17 protein-coding genes and 1 pseudogene are annotated in these 16547 nt (G+C 29.9%); 4 read left to right on the top strand and 14 right to left on the bottom strand.

All coding sequences use genetic code 11. The features are described 5' to 3' along the window. Position 1: 1 nt before the first annotated feature. The 4 genes from fabI to gap are packed head-to-tail and all read right to left on the bottom strand — an operon-like array spanning position 2 to position 3701. Entirely contained in the window at positions 2 to 826 is an 825-nt protein-coding gene (gene fabI / locus ELQ12_RS07900; protein WP_002922790.1) for an enoyl-ACP reductase FabI, read from the bottom strand. Between the two features lie 3 nt (positions 827 to 829). Next, complete coding sequence (locus ELQ12_RS07895; RefSeq protein WP_002922782.1) at positions 830 to 1501, bottom strand: triose-phosphate isomerase; 672 nt, start codon at positions 1499 to 1501, stop codon at positions 830 to 832. Beyond that, on the bottom strand, positions 1498 to 2700 hold the full coding sequence (locus ELQ12_RS07890; protein WP_002922780.1) for a phosphoglycerate kinase: 1203 nt from the start codon (positions 2698 to 2700) through the stop codon (positions 1498 to 1500). Before ELQ12_RS07890 ends, ELQ12_RS07895 begins: the two co-directional genes overlap by 4 nt. Positions 2701 to 2702: 2 nt before the next feature. Beyond that, entirely contained in the window at positions 2703 to 3701 is a 999-nt protein-coding gene (gap, locus tag ELQ12_RS07885) for a type I glyceraldehyde-3-phosphate dehydrogenase (protein ID WP_053872839.1), read from the bottom strand. 59 nt (positions 3702 to 3760) lie between these two features. On the opposite strand from gap, the gene nadD reads away from it, so the two are divergent. Further along, positions 3761 to 4306: a nicotinate (nicotinamide) nucleotide adenylyltransferase gene (gene nadD / locus ELQ12_RS10410; RefSeq protein WP_002862071.1), complete on the top strand. Its 546-nt coding sequence runs from the start codon at positions 3761 to 3763 to the stop codon at positions 4304 to 4306. Positions 4307 to 4333: 27 nt separating this feature from the next. Further along, positions 4334 to 4660, top strand: coding sequence for a ribosome silencing factor (gene rsfS, locus ELQ12_RS10405; RefSeq protein WP_002855339.1), 327 nt, complete (start codon positions 4334 to 4336; stop codon positions 4658 to 4660). A gap of 30 nt (positions 4661 to 4690) precedes the next feature. On the opposite strand, the gene ELQ12_RS07875 is transcribed toward rsfS, so the two are convergent. Beyond that, a complete protein-coding gene (locus tag ELQ12_RS07875; RefSeq protein WP_070284087.1) occupies positions 4691 to 5068 on the bottom strand; it encodes a DUF1090 domain-containing protein in 378 nt (125 codons plus the stop codon). 47 nt (positions 5069 to 5115) lie between these two features. Further along, positions 5116 to 6505: pseudogene (gene pgmL, locus ELQ12_RS07870) on the bottom strand (phosphoglucosamine mutase PgmL). Positions 6506 to 6607: 102 nt separating this feature from the next. On the opposite strand from pgmL, the gene fliL reads away from it, so the two are divergent. Together fliL and acpS are read left to right on the top strand one after the other, a co-directional pair. After that, positions 6608 to 7144, top strand: coding sequence for a flagellar basal body-associated protein FliL (gene fliL / locus ELQ12_RS07865; protein WP_002855429.1), 537 nt, complete (start codon positions 6608 to 6610; stop codon positions 7142 to 7144). After that, positions 7145 to 7492: a holo-ACP synthase gene (acpS, locus tag ELQ12_RS07860; protein ID WP_002866684.1), complete on the top strand. Its 348-nt coding sequence runs from the start codon at positions 7145 to 7147 to the stop codon at positions 7490 to 7492. Here acpS and ELQ12_RS07855 read toward each other — a convergent pair whose 3' ends face one another. The 8 genes from ELQ12_RS07855 to ELQ12_RS07820 form a co-directional block, all read right to left on the bottom strand. Next, the gene (locus ELQ12_RS07855) at positions 7493 to 7912 is read right to left on the bottom strand and encodes a hypothetical protein (RefSeq protein ID WP_002862076.1); all 420 of its coding nucleotides are present in this window, start codon (positions 7910 to 7912) and stop codon (positions 7493 to 7495) included. Next, a complete protein-coding gene (locus ELQ12_RS07850; protein ID WP_002870608.1) occupies positions 7909 to 9270 on the bottom strand; it encodes a cytochrome P450 in 1362 nt (453 codons plus the stop codon). The genes ELQ12_RS07855 and ELQ12_RS07850 overlap by 4 nt, the downstream gene beginning before the upstream one ends. Next, positions 9267 to 10388 carry a DUF829 domain-containing protein gene (locus ELQ12_RS07845; RefSeq protein ID WP_134264685.1) on the bottom strand — a complete coding sequence of 374 codons (1122 nt, stop codon included), beginning with the start codon at positions 10386 to 10388 and terminating at the stop codon, positions 9267 to 9269. The genes ELQ12_RS07850 and ELQ12_RS07845 overlap by 4 nt, the downstream gene beginning before the upstream one ends. A 72-nt stretch (positions 10389 to 10460) precedes the next feature. Next, positions 10461 to 11645 carry a capsule polysaccharide modification protein KpsS gene (gene kpsS, locus ELQ12_RS07840; protein WP_134264684.1) on the bottom strand — a complete coding sequence of 395 codons (1185 nt, stop codon included), beginning with the start codon at positions 11643 to 11645 and terminating at the stop codon, positions 10461 to 10463. Next, complete coding sequence (locus ELQ12_RS07835; protein WP_134264683.1) at positions 11642 to 13705, bottom strand: capsular polysaccharide biosynthesis protein; 2064 nt, start codon at positions 13703 to 13705, stop codon at positions 11642 to 11644. The genes kpsS and ELQ12_RS07835 overlap by 4 nt, the downstream gene beginning before the upstream one ends. A gap of 246 nt (positions 13706 to 13951) precedes the next feature. After that, on the bottom strand, positions 13952 to 15466 hold the full coding sequence (locus ELQ12_RS07830) for a hypothetical protein (protein WP_134264682.1): 1515 nt from the start codon (positions 15464 to 15466) through the stop codon (positions 13952 to 13954). Next, positions 15448 to 15672, bottom strand: a complete 225-nt coding sequence (locus ELQ12_RS07825; protein ID WP_134264681.1) for an acyl carrier protein — start codon at positions 15670 to 15672, stop codon at positions 15448 to 15450. The genes ELQ12_RS07830 and ELQ12_RS07825 overlap by 19 nt, the downstream gene beginning before the upstream one ends. A 41-nt stretch (positions 15673 to 15713) precedes the next feature. Further along, positions 15714 to 16547, bottom strand: an 834-nt coding sequence (locus tag ELQ12_RS07820; RefSeq protein WP_166739602.1) for an AMP-binding protein, incomplete at its 5' end; no start/stop codon positions are given.

Here is a 16547-nt window from a genome sequence, read left to right as displayed (position 1 = left end):
TTTATCCTTTTTGATTATCCCAACAAAGAACAGTTTGCCCTTCTTCATTTTTTTCAACATCGCCCATGCCCATGATGTTATATCCTGCATCAACATAATGTATTTCACCTGTAACACCATTTGCCAAATCGCTAAGTAAATACATAGCCGAATTTCCTACATCTTCTATACTAACATTGCGTTTTAAAGGAGAATTGATTTCATTATATTTTAAAATCATTCTAAAATCCCCTATTCCACTTGCTGCTAAAGTTTTAATAGGACCTGCTGAAATAGCATTAACACGAATTCCTTTTACCCCTAAATCTCTTGCTAAATAACGCACAGAACTTTCAAGTGCAGCTTTTGCTACACCCATAACATTATAATGAGGTACATATTTAACCCCACCAAGATAACTTAAAGTCAAAATCGAACCCTTATCTTTTAAAATAGGTAAAACCGCACGTGTTAAAGAAAGTAAAGAATACACAGAAGTTTGCATAGCTATATCAAAAGCTTCTTTTGAAGTTTCTAAAAAAGAATTTTCTAAAGCTTCTTTTGGAGCAAAAGCAACCGCATGCACCACAAAATCAATCTCATCTAAATCTTTTTTGATTTTTTCAGCAATAGAATCTAAATGCTCGTTATTATTTACATCAAGCTCATAAACAAAATTAGAATTAAACTCTTGTGCTATAGGTTCTACGCGTTTTTTTAAAGCATCATTTAAAAAAGTAAAAGCAAGCTGGGCTCCTTGATCAAAACATGCTTTTGCTATGCCATAAGCAATAGATTTATTATTTGCAACCCCTACAATAAGGCCTTTTTTACCCTTCATAATCATCTTTTATCCTTTGATTAATTTTATAAAATTTTCTACTTTTAAAGCTGCAGAGCCTATCAAAACTCCGCTACAATGATTTACACTTAAAATTTCTTTGATACTATTTTCATTCACACTTCCACCATAAAGCAAAGGTACCTTGGTTAAACTCGCTAAAAATTCAAGCACTTTAGCGATATCTGTACTTTGTGCACTGACTCCCGTTCCTATAGAATAAATAGGTTCATAAGCAATAATGAGTTTTTCATAATTTAAATCAATCATTTCAAGTTGTTTTTTTAAAAACTCTAAAGTCTTGCCTGAATTTTTTGTATCTAAATTTTCACCTATACAAAAAACAATTTTATAACCATGCTCTTTAGCAAAATCAAATTTAGCCTTAATAAATTCTTCATCTCCTAAAGCTCTTCTTTCGGAATGCCCGATTAAAACACATTTGATCCCAAATTCGTCCAAATGCTCTTTTCCAAGCTCACCTGTAAAAGCACCATTAACACAAGGATAAAAATTTTGGGCTCCTTGTATGAAGTTATTTTCATTTTCTAAAAATGCTACACTAGGTGGGAAAACGATAATATCATCGCATTTTGCTCCCATAGTTTTATTTAAAATTTCAGCATAAATTTTAAAGCTTGCTCTTGTGTGATTGCATTTTAAATTTGCAGCAAAGATCATTCATTTTCCTTAGATCTTAAAGCTTTTACGCCTGGAAGTTCTTTACCCTCTATAAGCTCAAGAGAAGCGCCACCTCCAGTGGAAATAAAAGTCATCTCATCTGCATCACCTGCGCGCGCAACCACATCAGCCGTATCACCGCCTCCAACAACAGAAGTTGCATGTCCTTCGCTGATATAATGACTCATTTTAATGCTACCTTTTGAAAATTTATCAATTTCAAAAACACCCATAGGTCCATTCCACCAAATCGTTTGCGCATCAGAAATCACCTCTTTAAAAAGCCTCACACTTGCAGGTCCTATATCTAAACCCATCCAACCATTTGGAATTTCTTGCGCTGGAACAAATTTCATCGGCGCATCTTGTGAGCACGCAGGAGCGGCTACAACGTCTACTGGAAGATAAATTTTCACTCCTAAATTTTTACCCTTGGTAAGAATTTTATTAGCTTCTTCTAAAAGTTCTTCTTCTAAAAGCGAATTTCCTATATCATAACCTAAAGCTTTTAAAAAAGTAAATGCCATACCTCCGCCTATGATTAATTTATCTACCTTTGGTAATAAATTTGTCAATGCTTGAAGTTTTCCACTTACCTTTGAACCTCCAACAACAGCAACAAAAGGACGTGCTGGATGTTTGATAAGATTGCTTGCAAAATCAATTTCTTTTTGGAGTAAAAATCCTGCACCTTTGTGTTTTTCATCAAAGAATTTAGTAATAGCCTCCACACTAGAATGTGCTCTATGACATACTCCAAAAGCATCATTGACATAAACTTGAGCCATAGAGGCAAGTTCTTTGGCTAAATTTTCATCATTTTTAGTTTCGCCTTTTTCAAAACGCAAATTTTCAAGAAGTAAAATTTCACCCGCTTTTAAATTCATAGCTTTGGTTTTTGCATCTTCGCCGATAACATCTTTTGCCATAATAATTTCTTTATCTAAAAGTCTAGCAAGACGCTTAGCCACAGGTTCTAAAGAATATTTAGAGCTAATTTCTTTTGGACGCCCTAAATGAGAGGCTAAAATCACACTACAACCATTATCCAAACAGTATCTTATCGTAGGAATAGCTGATCTTATGCGTCTATCATCAGTGATGTTTAAAAAATCATCTTGAGGAACATTAAAATCACATCTTATAAAAACTTTTTTCTTAGCTAAATCAATATCTTTTATAGAAATAATATCACTCATGATTAAGCCCTATTTGCAATATATACTGCCATATCTACTAGACGACTTGAATAGCCCCATTCATTATCATACCAAGCAATTACCTTGATGAAATCATCCATAATCGCTTGAGTTAAATCACTTGCCACAATTGCTCCATAAGAACAAGTGATAAAATCACTTGAAACTCTTTCATCATCATCTACCATTAAAATGCCTTTTAAATTTGTAGTTGCAGCTTTTCTAAAAGCTTCATTGATTTCATCTTTGCTGACTTTGCGGCTTAGTTGTGCAGTTAAATCCACGCTTGATACATCAATCACTGGCACACGCATACTTTGTCCGTGAAGTTTGCCATTAAGTTCAGGCATAACAAGTTTCATAGCTTTTGCTGCACCTGTAGAAGTTGGAATGATATTTTGTGCTGCAGCACGAGAACGGCGTTTATCTTTAGCTTTAGCATCAATAATACTTTGTCCATTTGTATAAGCATGTATTGTTGTCATAAGTCCTTTTTCGATGCCAAAATTATCTTGTAAAACACGACAAACAGGACCTAAACAATTTGTTGTACAACTTGCATTAGAAATAATGCTTTCACCCTTGTAAAGTTCTGAATTTACTCCTAAAACATAAGTAGGTGTATCATCTTTTGCAGGAGCACTCATGATCACTTTTTGCACTCCCATATCTATAAATTCTTGACATTTTGCGATGGTTAAATGCGCCCCTGTGCATTCTAAAACAATTTGTGCCCCGTATTTTGCAAAGTCAAGATCTTTTACATTGCGACTTTTAAATACTTTGATTTTTTTACCATTTACCACTAAATCATCGCCTTCACTATCAACACTGCCTTTAAATTCACCATGTACTGTATCGTATTTAAAAAGGTATTTTGTAAGTTCAATATCCGTAGTATCATTTATCGCCACAAGCTCAATATCATTTCTTTCTAAGATGATTCTTGCAACACATCTGCCTATGCGTCCAAAACCATTTATAGCAACTTTTACAGCCATTTAATTTCCTTTTGCAAAATATAATGTTAATATTCTACAAAAAAAAGGTTAAAATTTTAATGAAGATAGCACTTTTTGGTGGCAGTTTTGATCCGCCGCATAATGGTCATAATAGCGTTGTTTTAGAGGCTTTGGAAAAATTAGATATTGATAAGCTTATTATTATGCCTACTTATATCAATCCTTTTAAACAAAGTTTTAGTGCTGATGAAAAGCAAAGATTCTTATGGGTTAAAAAACTTTGGGGGCATTTGCCAAAAGTTGAAATTTGTGATTTTGAAACCAAGCAAAAACGCCCTGTTCCTAGTATAGAAAGCGTTAAGTATCTTTATAAGCTTTATAATCCTAGTAAATTTTATCTTTTAATCGGAGCAGATCATTTAGAAAAACTTCATCTTTGGCATGATTTTGAAAAACTTAATTCTTTAGTAGAATTTGTTATTGCCAATCGCAATGATATAGAAATTCCTAAGAATTTCAAAGATTTAAAAACCGATAAAAAAATCGCTTCTTCTTTTATACGCAATACTTTAAATACAAATGAAGTTTGTGAAGAAATTAAAGATGAAGTAAAAAAATATTATGAAAAATTACAAAAAAATTGATACAATTTCAAAAATTAAAGGAAAAGAATGCAAGAAAGAATAGATTTAATCGTTAAAATTTTAGATGAAAAAAAAGCTGAAGATATCAAAACCATTGACATGAGTGAGCAAGAATACTTTGTAAAATATGTCATTATCGCAGCTACTTTAGGAGAAAGACACGCTCTATCTTTGATCGATGAGCTTAAAACACAACTTAAAGCCAAAGGTGAGGAATTTTTAAACATAGATAGTAGTGAAGAATGGAGCGTGATTGATCTTGGTGATATTTTAATCCATCTTTTAACACCAGAACACAGAGGAATTTATAATATAGAAGAATTATTAGAAAATCTTAAAAAAGGTAGGGTTTAAAAAGACTAAATTTAATTAGCCTTTTAATTTTTAGAGATTATCAATATATTCTTTAATTTCTTTTTTGATTTTCTCTTTTTGTTCTTTTAAAGCTTCTTTTTTAGCTTTATACTCAGCCTTACTCATATAATCTTTTTGTTTTTTTAAAGCATCAAGTTCTTTTTCGATTTTTTCCACTTCTTGTTCTTTAAGTTTTTTAGCTTCTAACTTTTTATCATAAAACATAGGATCTTTAGTACAATCATTTTGTACTTGTTTTAAAGCAAGCTCTAAGCTTAAGGTTCTAGCTGTATCATTATGCGCTTTAGAAAAACTGATTTCTTTATTGATACGATCGATTTTTCTATCACATTCACTTGCACCAAAAGCAAAGGCACATAACGAAAGTAAAACAAGTATTTTTTTCATTTTTAATTCCTTTTTAAAATAAATTTAAATCGCAAAATATTATCTCATCAATTCTTAAGCCTAGCTTTTATATCATCAAATAAAGTAAATACCATACTTTCAAGCTCTTTTGCTCTTTCTAAAGAAGTTGCTTCAAAGCGTGTGATAAGATAAGGGCTGGTGTTAGATGCACGAAGCAAAGCCCATCCATCGCCAAAATCTATCCTAGCTCCATCGATTTCACAAAGACTTTTAACACCTTTTAAAGCTCCTTTTTCAATCTCTTTTTGAAATTCTTCCACAAGTTTAAATTTTTCTTCTTCATTTACAGGAATTTTAATTTCAGGTGTAGTATAGAGTTTTGGTAAAGCTTTAATCATACTTTCTAAATCAAAACCTTTATAAACAAGTTCTAAGGCTCTTAAAAATGCGTAAATTCCATCATCATAACCAAAATATCTATGTTTAAAGAAAATATGTCCACTCACTTCAGCAGCTAAATCAATATCTTTTTCTTTCATTATTTTTTTGATATTAGAATGTCCTGTTTTTCCCATAAAAATAGTTCCAAATTTAGCCACTTCATCAAAAAGATTTTTAGAACATTTTACCTCACCTAAAATGCGTGGATTAGGAATATTTTTAGCAAACAAATAACAAAGCTCATCCCCACAAAATACATGAGTTTTACTCAAAGCAACCATTCTATCAGCATCCCCATCAAAAGCAAAAGCTAAAGAATAATCTTGATTTTGATTTAAAAACTCTCTAATCGCACTTAAGTTTTCTTCTTCTGTAGGATCTGGAGCATGGTTTGGAAACTGTCCATCAGGCTCTGCAAACATTACATGAGCTTTTAAATTTAAAGCCTTGATTAAAGGCTTTATCACCACTCCAGCCGCACCATTTGTGCAATCAACACCAAATTTATAATTAAAATCCTTTAAAAAACTAAATTGCTCGCACATAAATTTCACATAAAGGCTTAAAATATCGTATTTTTCTACTTCTAAATTTTCTTCAATCTCATCATCTAAATGCTTATAAACTTCTTTTGAAAACTCTTTTAATTCCACGCCAAAAAAACTTTCTTTATTGATAGTGATTTTAAAACCATTATAATCTTTTGGGTTATGAGAGCCTGTTATCATAACATTTGCATCAAATTTCAAGCCCTCATAAAGACTAAAATATCCCAATGGAGTTGGCACAAGCCCTATATCATAGATTTTTATTCCCGCTTTGTTAAGTCCACTTACTAGATAATTAAAAAGTTCATTTGCACTATATCTTGCATCATAGCCCACACTTACATTTTTACAGCCTTTATTTAGCATGGTTTGTCCCAAGCAAAAACCTATAGCCTTAACACTTTTTTCATTTAGTTCTTTGCCATAAAGCCCTCTTATATCATATTCTCTAAAAATCACATCTAACATTTTTTTCCTTTAAATTCATCTCTTCTTTAACCTAAATTTATCGTTTTTCTAAAGCAAATTTGGATAGAAAAGAAATTTTTGCTACAATTTTACATTAATTTCACTAAATGAAGGAAAATTTATGGATGAAGAATTAGAAAACGAAGAAACGAAAAAGAAAAAAGGCGGTTCACTTGTAATTATTATTGTTATTTTACTTTTTGTTTTACTTCTTAGTATTATGGGAGTGATTGCTTGGCTTATTTCAAGCAGTTCAAGTGATGAAAGTGAAGTCAAAGAAGCTCCAAAAGAAGAAGCAAAAGCTGATAAACCTAAAGTTTCAGCTCCTACTCAGCGAGGTAGTGATTTTGCTAATATAGGTCCTATGTACCCACTTGATCCTTTTACCCTAAATTTACTTAGCGATAGCGGCTCAAGATATGTAAAATGCACTATAGAACTAGAACAAAATAGCGAACTTTTAAAACCTGAACTTGATAAAAAAGTCCCGGTGATTCGTGATATTATTATTCGTACATTAACAGCTAAAACTTTTGAAGAAGTAAGTACACAAAAAGGCAAAGAACGTTTAAAAGATGAGCTAGTTGGAAAAATCAATGAAATTTTAACCGATGGCTTTATTAAAAATGTTTATTTTACGGATTTTGTAGTTTCTTAAATGCGTGTAGGCTGTGATATCATCGCCATTTCTAGGATAGAAAAAATTCATTCTAGACATGGCAAAAATTTTTTGGATAAATTTCTAAGCCCAAAAGAACAAATACTCATTAAAAATCCAGCAACTCTAGCAGGTCTTTGGGCTGCTAAAGAAGCTGCTAGCAAGGCTTTGGGTGTTGGAATTTGTGAATTATGCAGTTTTTTTGATATTGAAATATCAAAAGATGAAAAAAACGCGCCTAAATTAAAATATTCTCAAAAAATTACAAAAAATTTTAATATCACTCAAACTTCCCTAAGCATTTCTCATGATAATGGTTTTGCTATAGCCATAGTGGCTATAGTTTGATTATTTTCCTATAGTTTGCTTGTCTAAATTTCTTGAAAGTATGAAATCTACCACAGGTTGTTCTCTTTTATTTGCTCTTTTACAATGATCTTTTTGAAAAAAATCTGTGATTTTTATAACAATCCTTGCCCATTTTTTACGATTTCTTTCACGCCACGCATGAGAAGAAACGCTCTCCCAAGCATAGCCATTAAACAAGCTTGCATTTACAAAATGATCTAAGGCTCTAACACCCTGTCTTGCTCGTGCGGTATTAAAAAAAGTTCCTATAATCACGATAAAAAGATATCCTAAAACTGCTAAAGGTACTATTGCACAAAGCAGAATAGTCCCTGCTAATTTTTCTTTTAAGCTTCCTTTTAAAGTGCGTTTTACACGACGACGAAAATTGGCACGAATTTTAGTTCTAACTCTTTTCATAACTCTCTTTTGCTAAATTTTATCCTCATACCATTAGCCGAACGCACCGTTAAACGGCCTACTACATCAGGTACAAAACCTTCTTCAAGTTCTAGTTTGTAAGTTTTTAAAATATTAGCCAAAATCAAAATCGCTTCTTGCATAGCAAAACCTTGTCCTATGCAAATTCTTTCCCCTACACCAAAAGGCAAATAAGCATCTTTTTTGTATTCTCCTTCAAAACGAGAAGGATTAAATCCATGTGGATTTGTCCAAAATTCTTCATGTCTGTGTATCAGCCAAGGAGCAATCACCACCCCAGAACCTTTTTTAATAAGCTTATCTCTAACTTGGGTATCTTTTTTTGCCTCTCTTGCAAAAAATCCAACAGGAGGATAAAGTCTTAAAGATTCTTTAAAAATATTTGTTAAGTATTTAAACTGTCTTAGATGCGAAATTTCAATGGCTCCACCCTGTAAAACCTGAGTAATCTCCTCATAAGCTTTTTCTTGCTCCTTAGGATAAAGACTAAGCAAATAAAGCGTCCATGTCAAAGAACTTGCTGTGGTTTCATGTCCTGCTAAAAAAAGCATAGCCACTTGATCTAAAATTTCCTCAAAAGAAAAACGCTTATTTGTATCTGCATCCACTACTAAAAGCAAAGATCCTAAAATATCTTCAAATTCTGCATTATCTGCCATATCATATCTTGATTTTATGATGTCACTTAAAACCTGTCTGATCACATCTCCGGCCTTAGCACGCTTACGATCTCCTAAAACATAAGAAAGCCATTTTGGAAAACGAAACATACGACGCATGGCTGTATGCACGCTTTGCTCTTGAAAAGTCACAAAGGCATTTAAGATTTTTTTACCTTTTTCCTCATCGAGTTTTGAAGACATAATGGTGCGAAAAATCACATCAGCGGTAATAAAAGTCATAGCTTCATCTACTTCGATAACAGCATGATTTGGATACTTGCTAAAACGATCCATCATATCTGCCACAGCTTCACTCATAAGATTAAACACTTTATTGATACGAGTCATTTCAAAACTTGGACGCAAAAGCTCTCTTTGCTTTTTCCAAACTTCACCATTTGTAGTAAAAATGCTCTCCCCTAAAAGCGGACTTAAAAGCTCATGCAAAAATGCACTTTTAGGAAATTCTCTAACCTCATCAACCATCATTCTTTTAACTTCTTTAGTGTCATTTATAACATAAAGATCAAAATTTGGCATCTTCACATAGCCTGTTTGCATTTTATAACTACGCTCATAAAGCCCATCAAGCCAAGATCTACGCTTTAACAAAAAAGTTAAAAGTGTAGAAGCTTTATTTTTATAAGGTTTTGGAAAAAAGGGACATTCACTCATATTTTTACCTTTTCTTCTAAAAATTTAGGCATTATGATGAAAGAAAAAAAATCATAATCACCTTTAACACTAATACTATAAAGATATAAAAAGTGTGCTTTGTTTTTATCTCTTTTTATTTTTTTATACTCATGTTTTTCATATAAAGTGTGAAATTTAGCACTTAAAAATGGGGGTGTAAATTTAGCATTTACGCCACTCGTGCGGAAAAAATCCACTTGAGGAAAACATGCTCCATCAATAATCGATGTGTAATCATACCATTTTAAATCAAACCTTGAAACAAATTCAAGCTTCTTTCTAAATTCATCCGCTTTTTTTTGATAACTCACTAAAGGAATGCATTCTCCTAGAGTAAGAATTTTTAACTTATGAAGTAAAGATAAATCTAAATTTTGTCTTAAAATACACTCCAAAACTTCTATACAAACTATAGTTCCAACACTATGTGCTACTAAAACAAGTTCATAATCTTGTTTATTTTCATTTTGTTTTAGCTTATCTACTATGGTATTCGCAAAAAGCTTGATTCTTTCTTGCATAGTGCCTGTTTTTTTATCTTGCCAAGTAGCACAAAAAGCACAAATTCTTGCTATCCAAAATACAGCTAATTTCTTACCTAATTTAAATAAAAAATGATTTAGTAAAAATCCTAAAAAACATCCTATGATGATAGCTAAAGAAAAATGCATATAATTTTGCAAAAAAGCAAAACTTCCAAAAGCCAAAACCAAAGAAAATAGTAAAGAAAATAACACATAAAAAAAAGGATAATAACCTGTGATAAGTTGATAAATCGACTCTTTGCCAAATTTGATAAAAAGTCCTGTGATAGTATAAATTCTAAAAAAACTATAACAATCTGCCAAAGCATCTTTATAATTTTCTGACCAATTTTTCTTAACAATATCATTCCATGTTAAAAAATGATATTTAGTTTGTACTCCTTCGCAAGAAATTTGAAAAAAAGGAAATTGCTCATTTTTTTCAATTTTACTTAAATCAGCTTTAATATTAAAAGCACGAGAATAATCTTTTAGGTTTTTTTTAAATAAATCATAATAAAATCTATAACTTTTAGGATCATATCCTGCTATATAAAATGCTTCCCTATCCATACAATATTTCTTTTTTGCTTTTAATTATAGCAACTTTGCTTTAAAAGCTCTCTTAATCAAAGCTTTTTAGTCTTATTTGTCTAAAAAGAAATTTTTGTAAAAATTGCCGTTGAATTGATTAGTTTGTAAAAGGTATTTTTTAAAATTACATACCAAAACAGGATTGGGTTTATAAGCATGAGCTTCACGCCAAAAAAATTGAAGCTTCTTTGGATAAGATAAGCCTTCAAAATCATAAAAAGCATTGCCACAAACCTTAGTCGGACAGCCTTCTAAAATAGCACTAAGGCCCACTGTTGAATTTATAGTAATACAACCTAAAGCCTTTCTTAAAAGAACTGGCAAGTGGGTATCATGAACATATAAAACCCTTCCTTCGACATGATATTTTTGAGTTAAATCATTTATGAGTTTAGAATAATTCTTATAACCCCTATCCATGGGATGGTGTTTAAAAACTAGATAAGATTTAGCTCTTGCATGGTTTGCAAAAGAAAGTATGGTTTCCTCTATAAAGTGCTCTATGCTTTTTTTGTAATGATATTTAATTTGCGTATCGCTATAAACTTGTAAAATCGCCAAAAAGTACTTTTTTTCTAAATTATAAATCTTTTCATTAAGTTTTTTTTCTGTAATCTTGTAAAGATATTTTCTATATAAAGATCTAAACCAAAATAAAAATTCAAAAGGATATAAAGTGCGATGATGAAGTTTGTTGTTAAAAAATGGAGCCAAAATAAAAGCAAACAACCAATACAAAAAAGCATCAAAAGCCATAAATTTAAATCCACCTGGAATTTCTTTTATACTTTCTTGGGTAAAAATATCTTGAGAAAGATAAAAATTTTTATCACGCGGTAAAGAAGAATTTGCATTCACTCCATCTTTTTCCAAAGTAATACAATAAGGCCTTAAATATCCTTCTTCAAAAATCCATACTTCAATTCCTAATTCTTTAGCCACTTTAATAGCCTTAGCATGTATAATACGACAATCATTATACATTAAAATAGCATCGATTTTTTTGCTTTGAAAAAAATCTCTATAGAAATTTTCAAGATCTTTTTCATCGCACTTACACCTTGTTCCACTAGGATAGAAAAAAAAATCTCCACCGTTAAAATTGAGTTTAAAAACTTTGGTTTGGTTTTTTTTCATTTTCATTGCAAGATGATGAAAAAAATTTCCCACAGGCCCTTGCAAGAGTAAAACATTTTTACCGCTAAATTCTTTTTTAATTTTAGTGCTAAATCTCATTTCTTTGCTAAAAATTCATAAAATCTTCTTATTTTTCTAAGTATAAAAGTTTTAAAATCTATTGCCAATTTTATATGTTTTTTTGAAAAATAAGCTTTTTGTAAATTTAGCATTATATCTAAACAAACTTCAATTTCACATAAAGTTTTTGTTTTAGGATTTATATATCTTGGATATGTGATCAAAGCACCTGCTACAAGCTCCTCTAGGCTTAGTTTTCTTGTTCTTCTTTCGCATTTATGTTTATCTTTTGTCAAACCCCAGCCCGCATAAAAAGGCATACCATAAGTAAAAACTTTTTTAGCTCTTAAAAGAGCATCAAAACCACTTGTAGAGGTAATAGTGTGAATTTCATCAGCAATTTTTATAGCACTATCAATACTGCAATCTTTTACAATCTCATCACAAAATTTCAAGATGAGTGTTTCATCTTTTAAACCCACACGGTTGCCACTTAACACATCGGGATGAGGTTTAAAGATGATATAAGAATCTTGATTTTTAGCACGCACCTCCTTAAGCAAATCAAGAGTGGATAAGCCAAAACCCCCTAAAATCATCGAAGCATCATCTTCAACTTGAGCAGGGATTAAAATAATCTTTTGTCCTATTTTGGCATTGATTTTTAAGTCTTCATGCTTTAAGCCATTGTATTTTGAAAAGCGGTTCTCAAGTAAGATTTTTATAATATTTTTCGCCCTATTTAGTATATTTTCATCAAAAATTTCATTTTGCAAGAGCTCTTCTAGTTTACTTGGTTTGTTTGGATCAATGTAAAGTCCTTTATCATCAACGATTAAAGAAAAAGGGCGCGCAAGATCAGAACCCAAAGAGATTGAACGGATAAAACCATCTTCTACCAAAGAAATTTTAGGAGCAAAATGAAGCAAATTCTCATCTTGCGCTTTTTTTATAAGAGTGCTTTTAAGAGTATTATAATCTATCCTTTTACCCCAAATGAAAAATTTATCATCTTCTTTAAGCTTGTATCTAAGTAAAGATTTAATAGAATTTAAAAAAATAATTTCATTATCTTTGGCCTTAAAAAAAGGCTTGATAAAATGCCTTTTCCATAAGGTAAAGCCTAGCATAAAAAGCCTGTTAGAATTTACCTTTTCTATATCTTTATATTTTGCTAAAGTTTGAATAGTATCAAAAATATTACTTTTTTGATTTAAATAAGGATTAAAATACTCGCTATAAAGTATATAAGCAGCATAGAAAACTTCTTCTAAACTTCTTTTTTGCATCCTTCTTTTACACTCTAATTTATCTTTTGTTAGACCCCAACCTGCATAAAATGGCATGCCATAACAAATACACTCACATTCTTGTATCAAAGCTTCAAAACCCATACCAGAAGTTTTGGTATAAACCTTATCAAAAAACTCAAGCAAGGCTATGGGATTAAAATTTTCAGTGATTAAAATACATTCTTTAGGCAAGAAATTTATAACTAAATCACTTTGTTTTTTACCGCTTAAAACATCAGGATGGATTTTTATATAAATTTTAGAATCAGGATTTTCTTTTATGGCATCTTTTATCATATCGACAGTTTTAAAATCTTTAGCAAAACCAAATTCAAGAGAGGCATCATTGGCTGTTTGAGTGATGATTAAAACGCGTTTTTCATCTTTTTGAAAATAATCATCTGGAATATCAAGATTGTTATTGTACTTGCTAATTTTATATTTTTTGATAAGCTCTATAGCTTTTTTAGCTTGCTTGATTTCTTCATCTTTAAATTCATAAGTATTTAAAAGATTTTCAAGCTTTGAAGGTGCTGTTGCATCATAATAAACGCCTATATCATCTTTAACTATAGAAAAACTTGGGCTATTTTCAACCCCTAAGTTTAATGAGCGGATAAATCCATCTTCTAAAAGTATGAATTTAGCCTTATATTTTTTAGCTAAATTCATAGCTTTTAAACCTGATTTTTTGCGTCCCCAACCACAAATAAAATCACTTGGTAAAAGTGAATTTTTATAGCTTTTAACATTAATAAAATCACTAACATTTTTTACAAGTTTTTTTGATGTTGAATAAGTGCTCATACTCTCTCTTTGATATAATATTTTATTATATCAAAGTTTTTTATATTTTTCTCTTTTTAACCTAGGTACATCTTTGAGGATAAATTTGATATACTTCCACTATTCATACCAATTTTATTAACTTATTGCTAAATTTATCCTATTTTTAATTTATTTTGTAAAAGAATTCTTTACAAAGAATCAAACAATTATCTTTTATAGCAAGATTATTATCCATATTTACAAATTAGATCTTGCCCAAATAATTTATTTACCCCTGAAATTAAATTTTCTTCTCAAAACAATTAAATCTATGAAAACAAATTTCACATACGCCAAACCATAACTTTTATACCAATTTTTACTAATTGCAATAAAAGCTTGGCCCAATTTATACTCTATAGAACCTGTAATTATATAATAAACCTCATAATTTTTATATTCCCTATAGTCTATTAAATTTTTATTATTTTTATATAGCTTATACTCATACAATAAATTAAAACTTAAAGATATTAAATTTGAATTTAATAAAACATTTCCAAATCTATAGCTCAAATGACTTTTCAATCTATATTCTATATATCTATCTAAAATAATCGTATATTTTTTTTTATTTGAATTATTTTCATTTTGTAAATTAGATACTTCTTGTTTATACGGTATTGATTTGATTGGCCATTGAACTGCTATATAGTTATCGACCAGTTCTTTACAAAAATCAACATTAATAACTAATTTTGAACAATCCAAATCATTATCAACAATAATTGTCTGATCTGTATTTATATTAATTTTTGTACAATAAAATTTATTTTTATCCTTAACAAGGAGAATATCTCCAAGATTTATAAATCCTAAATGTTTTGTTTGTTTTATATAAATAGGTTCCACGCAATCGATATTATCTGTATAATTTTCGCTATAACTCAAAAAAGTATCCTTTGTTATCAAAAATAAATCACCAAGTTGTTTAAATTGATGAGCTGGTCTAATTAAAGACTGTAGTTTTGCATTACTATTTTCAAATCTTAAACATGCACCCAAAGATTTATTAAATGAAAAATAAGAATGTATATACATATCCACATATTCATCTGGTATTTTAATCACATCTTTCTTTTTTATTTGAATATAGTTAAAATCTCTTCCAGTATATTTAAATACATATTGTTCTTTACAAAATTTTTCACTCTGCAAAATTATAAAATTATCTATAATATTAGTATAACTATTAACAGGCTTAGATAATAAATGAATATTATCAATTAGTTGCAATATGGAATCAATCAAAATGCAATCATAAAAATGTATTCTATCTTTCAAAAGTTCGCTATAAATCCTTTTTTCTTTATTTTTTTTTCCAATATATGCAATATTAAATTTATGATAATTTATCAAGCTTAGATATGTATTAGTAATCATTTTTTGATCTTTACTTAAATTATTAGCATTGTTTATTGGTAACATTAAATGAACTGTTGGAATACCAAATGATGATAAAATTTCAAAAGTTCTTTCAATTGTTTTACAAACAAAATCAACGTTTTTATTTAAAACAATATCTTCAGAATATGTATCATAAATAATCAAATCAGCCCTAGATATTTCATTATAGTTTTTTACAAGCTCAAACAAACAATGTTCAGAGCCACTAGCTTCAAAAATTAAATTTATTATCCTAATATTATATTTTTGCAAGCACTCCTGTAATTGCAAAACAATATGTCTCAGATTGCTTGTACCCAACAAACAAATAGTACTTATTTTTGCATTTTGCATATCATTTCCATTATAGTTTGAAAGTTATAAAAATTCTCAGGAACAATCTCATCAAAATCTATTGAAATCTTATACTTATCCTCAATAAGACTCACTAAACTAATTATATCAACACTATCTATAAACCCACCAAACACGAGATCATTATGAAATTCCGTAATATCATTCTTCCCTATCTCATTAAACAACTGTTTGATTTCTTGCATTTTTTCTCTCCTTTGGTTTTTTGAAAATATAAAATATTTATTTAAACAAGTTCTTTTAAAACTTTCCTATCAATTTTACCATTTTGATTGAGTTTAAATTTGTCAATTTTAATAAAATTTTTTGGGATCATATAAGAAGGTAATTTATCTTTTAAAAAAGCTTTAAAATTAATCTCATCTTTGCTTTCATAAAAACAAATAATATCTTCTTTAAAAATACAAGCGCTATTTTTTACACTTGTATGAGAATTTATCACGCTTTCTATTTCTCCAAGTTCTATCCTATGCCCCATGTATTTGATTTGATTATCCGCTCTTCCATAGCATAAAAGTTCGCCAAATTCATTATAAGAAACGATATCTCCTGTTTTATAGAGTAAATCTAAATAATTATCATGCAAAGGATTTTGTATAAAAGCTTGTTTGGTTTTTTCTTTGTCATTATAATACCCTAAAGACAAAGAAGTTCCACGCACAAAAAGCTCTCCTTTAATGCCTATTTGTTTAGGGCTTATGAAATTCATATTTTCATCAAAAACTAAAAGTTCTGTGTTTTTACATGCTTTGCCTATAGGTAAAAGTTCTTCATCTTTAAAAGTGCGATTGATGATATAAAAAGAACATACATCAGTGATTTCTGTTGGACCATAAAGGTTGGAAAATAAAGCATTGGGTAGGTGTTTACGCCAAATATTTAGCTGTTTATTAGGCATGATTTCACCAGCAAAGAGAATTTTTCTTAAAAGATTTAGTGAATATTTTTGCAATCCTTTTTCATTTGCAAAATAAATCAACACTGAAGGTACCCAAAATATAGTGCTTACTTTTTCTTTTTCAAGGCATTCTAAAATTTTATTTGGAAAGGCAAAAAGATG

It is taken from the genome of Campylobacter sp. US25a, assembly GCF_004379075.1.
Lineage (GTDB): Bacteria > Campylobacterota > Campylobacteria > Campylobacterales > Campylobacteraceae > Campylobacter_D > Campylobacter_D jejuni.
The sequence above is the reverse complement of the archived record's forward strand: the minus strand, read 5'-3'. Positions and strand labels throughout refer to the sequence as shown.

Coding starts and splice junctions, on each gene's coding strand:
- ELQ12_RS07850 (WP_002870608.1), bottom strand. CDS start 9,270: ATGAGTGAATGTCCCTTTTTTCCAAAACCTTATAAAAATAAAGCTTCT.
- ELQ12_RS07845 (WP_134264685.1), bottom strand. CDS start 10,388: ATGGATAGGGAAGCATTTTATATAGCAGGATATGATCCTAAAAGTTAT.
- gap (WP_053872839.1), bottom strand. CDS start 3,701: ATGGCTGTAAAAGTTGCTATAAATGGTTTTGGACGCATAGGCAGATGT.
- rsfS (WP_002855339.1), top strand. CDS start 4,334: ATGCAAGAAAGAATAGATTTAATCGTTAAAATTTTAGATGAAAAAAAA.
- ELQ12_RS07895 (WP_002922782.1), bottom strand. CDS start 1,501: ATGATCTTTGCTGCAAATTTAAAATGCAATCACACAAGAGCAAGCTTT.
- ELQ12_RS07830 (WP_134264682.1), bottom strand. CDS start 15,466: ATGCAAAATGCAAAAATAAGTACTATTTGTTTGTTGGGTACAAGCAAT.
- ELQ12_RS07835 (WP_134264683.1), bottom strand. CDS start 13,705: ATGAGCACTTATTCAACATCAAAAAAACTTGTAAAAAATGTTAGTGAT.
- fabI (WP_002922790.1), bottom strand. CDS start 826: ATGATTATGAAGGGTAAAAAAGGCCTTATTGTAGGGGTTGCAAATAAT.
- ELQ12_RS07890 (WP_002922780.1), bottom strand. CDS start 2,700: ATGAGTGATATTATTTCTATAAAAGATATTGATTTAGCTAAGAAAAAA.
- nadD (WP_002862071.1), top strand. CDS start 3,761: ATGAAGATAGCACTTTTTGGTGGCAGTTTTGATCCGCCGCATAATGGT.
- fliL (WP_002855429.1), top strand. CDS start 6,608: ATGGATGAAGAATTAGAAAACGAAGAAACGAAAAAGAAAAAAGGCGGT.
- kpsS (WP_134264684.1), bottom strand. CDS start 11,645: ATGAGATTTAGCACTAAAATTAAAAAAGAATTTAGCGGTAAAAATGTT.
- acpS (WP_002866684.1), top strand. CDS start 7,145: ATGCGTGTAGGCTGTGATATCATCGCCATTTCTAGGATAGAAAAAATT.
- ELQ12_RS07825 (WP_134264681.1), bottom strand. CDS start 15,672: ATGCAAGAAATCAAACAGTTGTTTAATGAGATAGGGAAGAATGATATT.
- ELQ12_RS07875 (WP_070284087.1), bottom strand. CDS start 5,068: ATGAAAAAAATACTTGTTTTACTTTCGTTATGTGCCTTTGCTTTTGGT.
- ELQ12_RS07855 (WP_002862076.1), bottom strand. CDS start 7,912: ATGAAAAGAGTTAGAACTAAAATTCGTGCCAATTTTCGTCGTCGTGTA.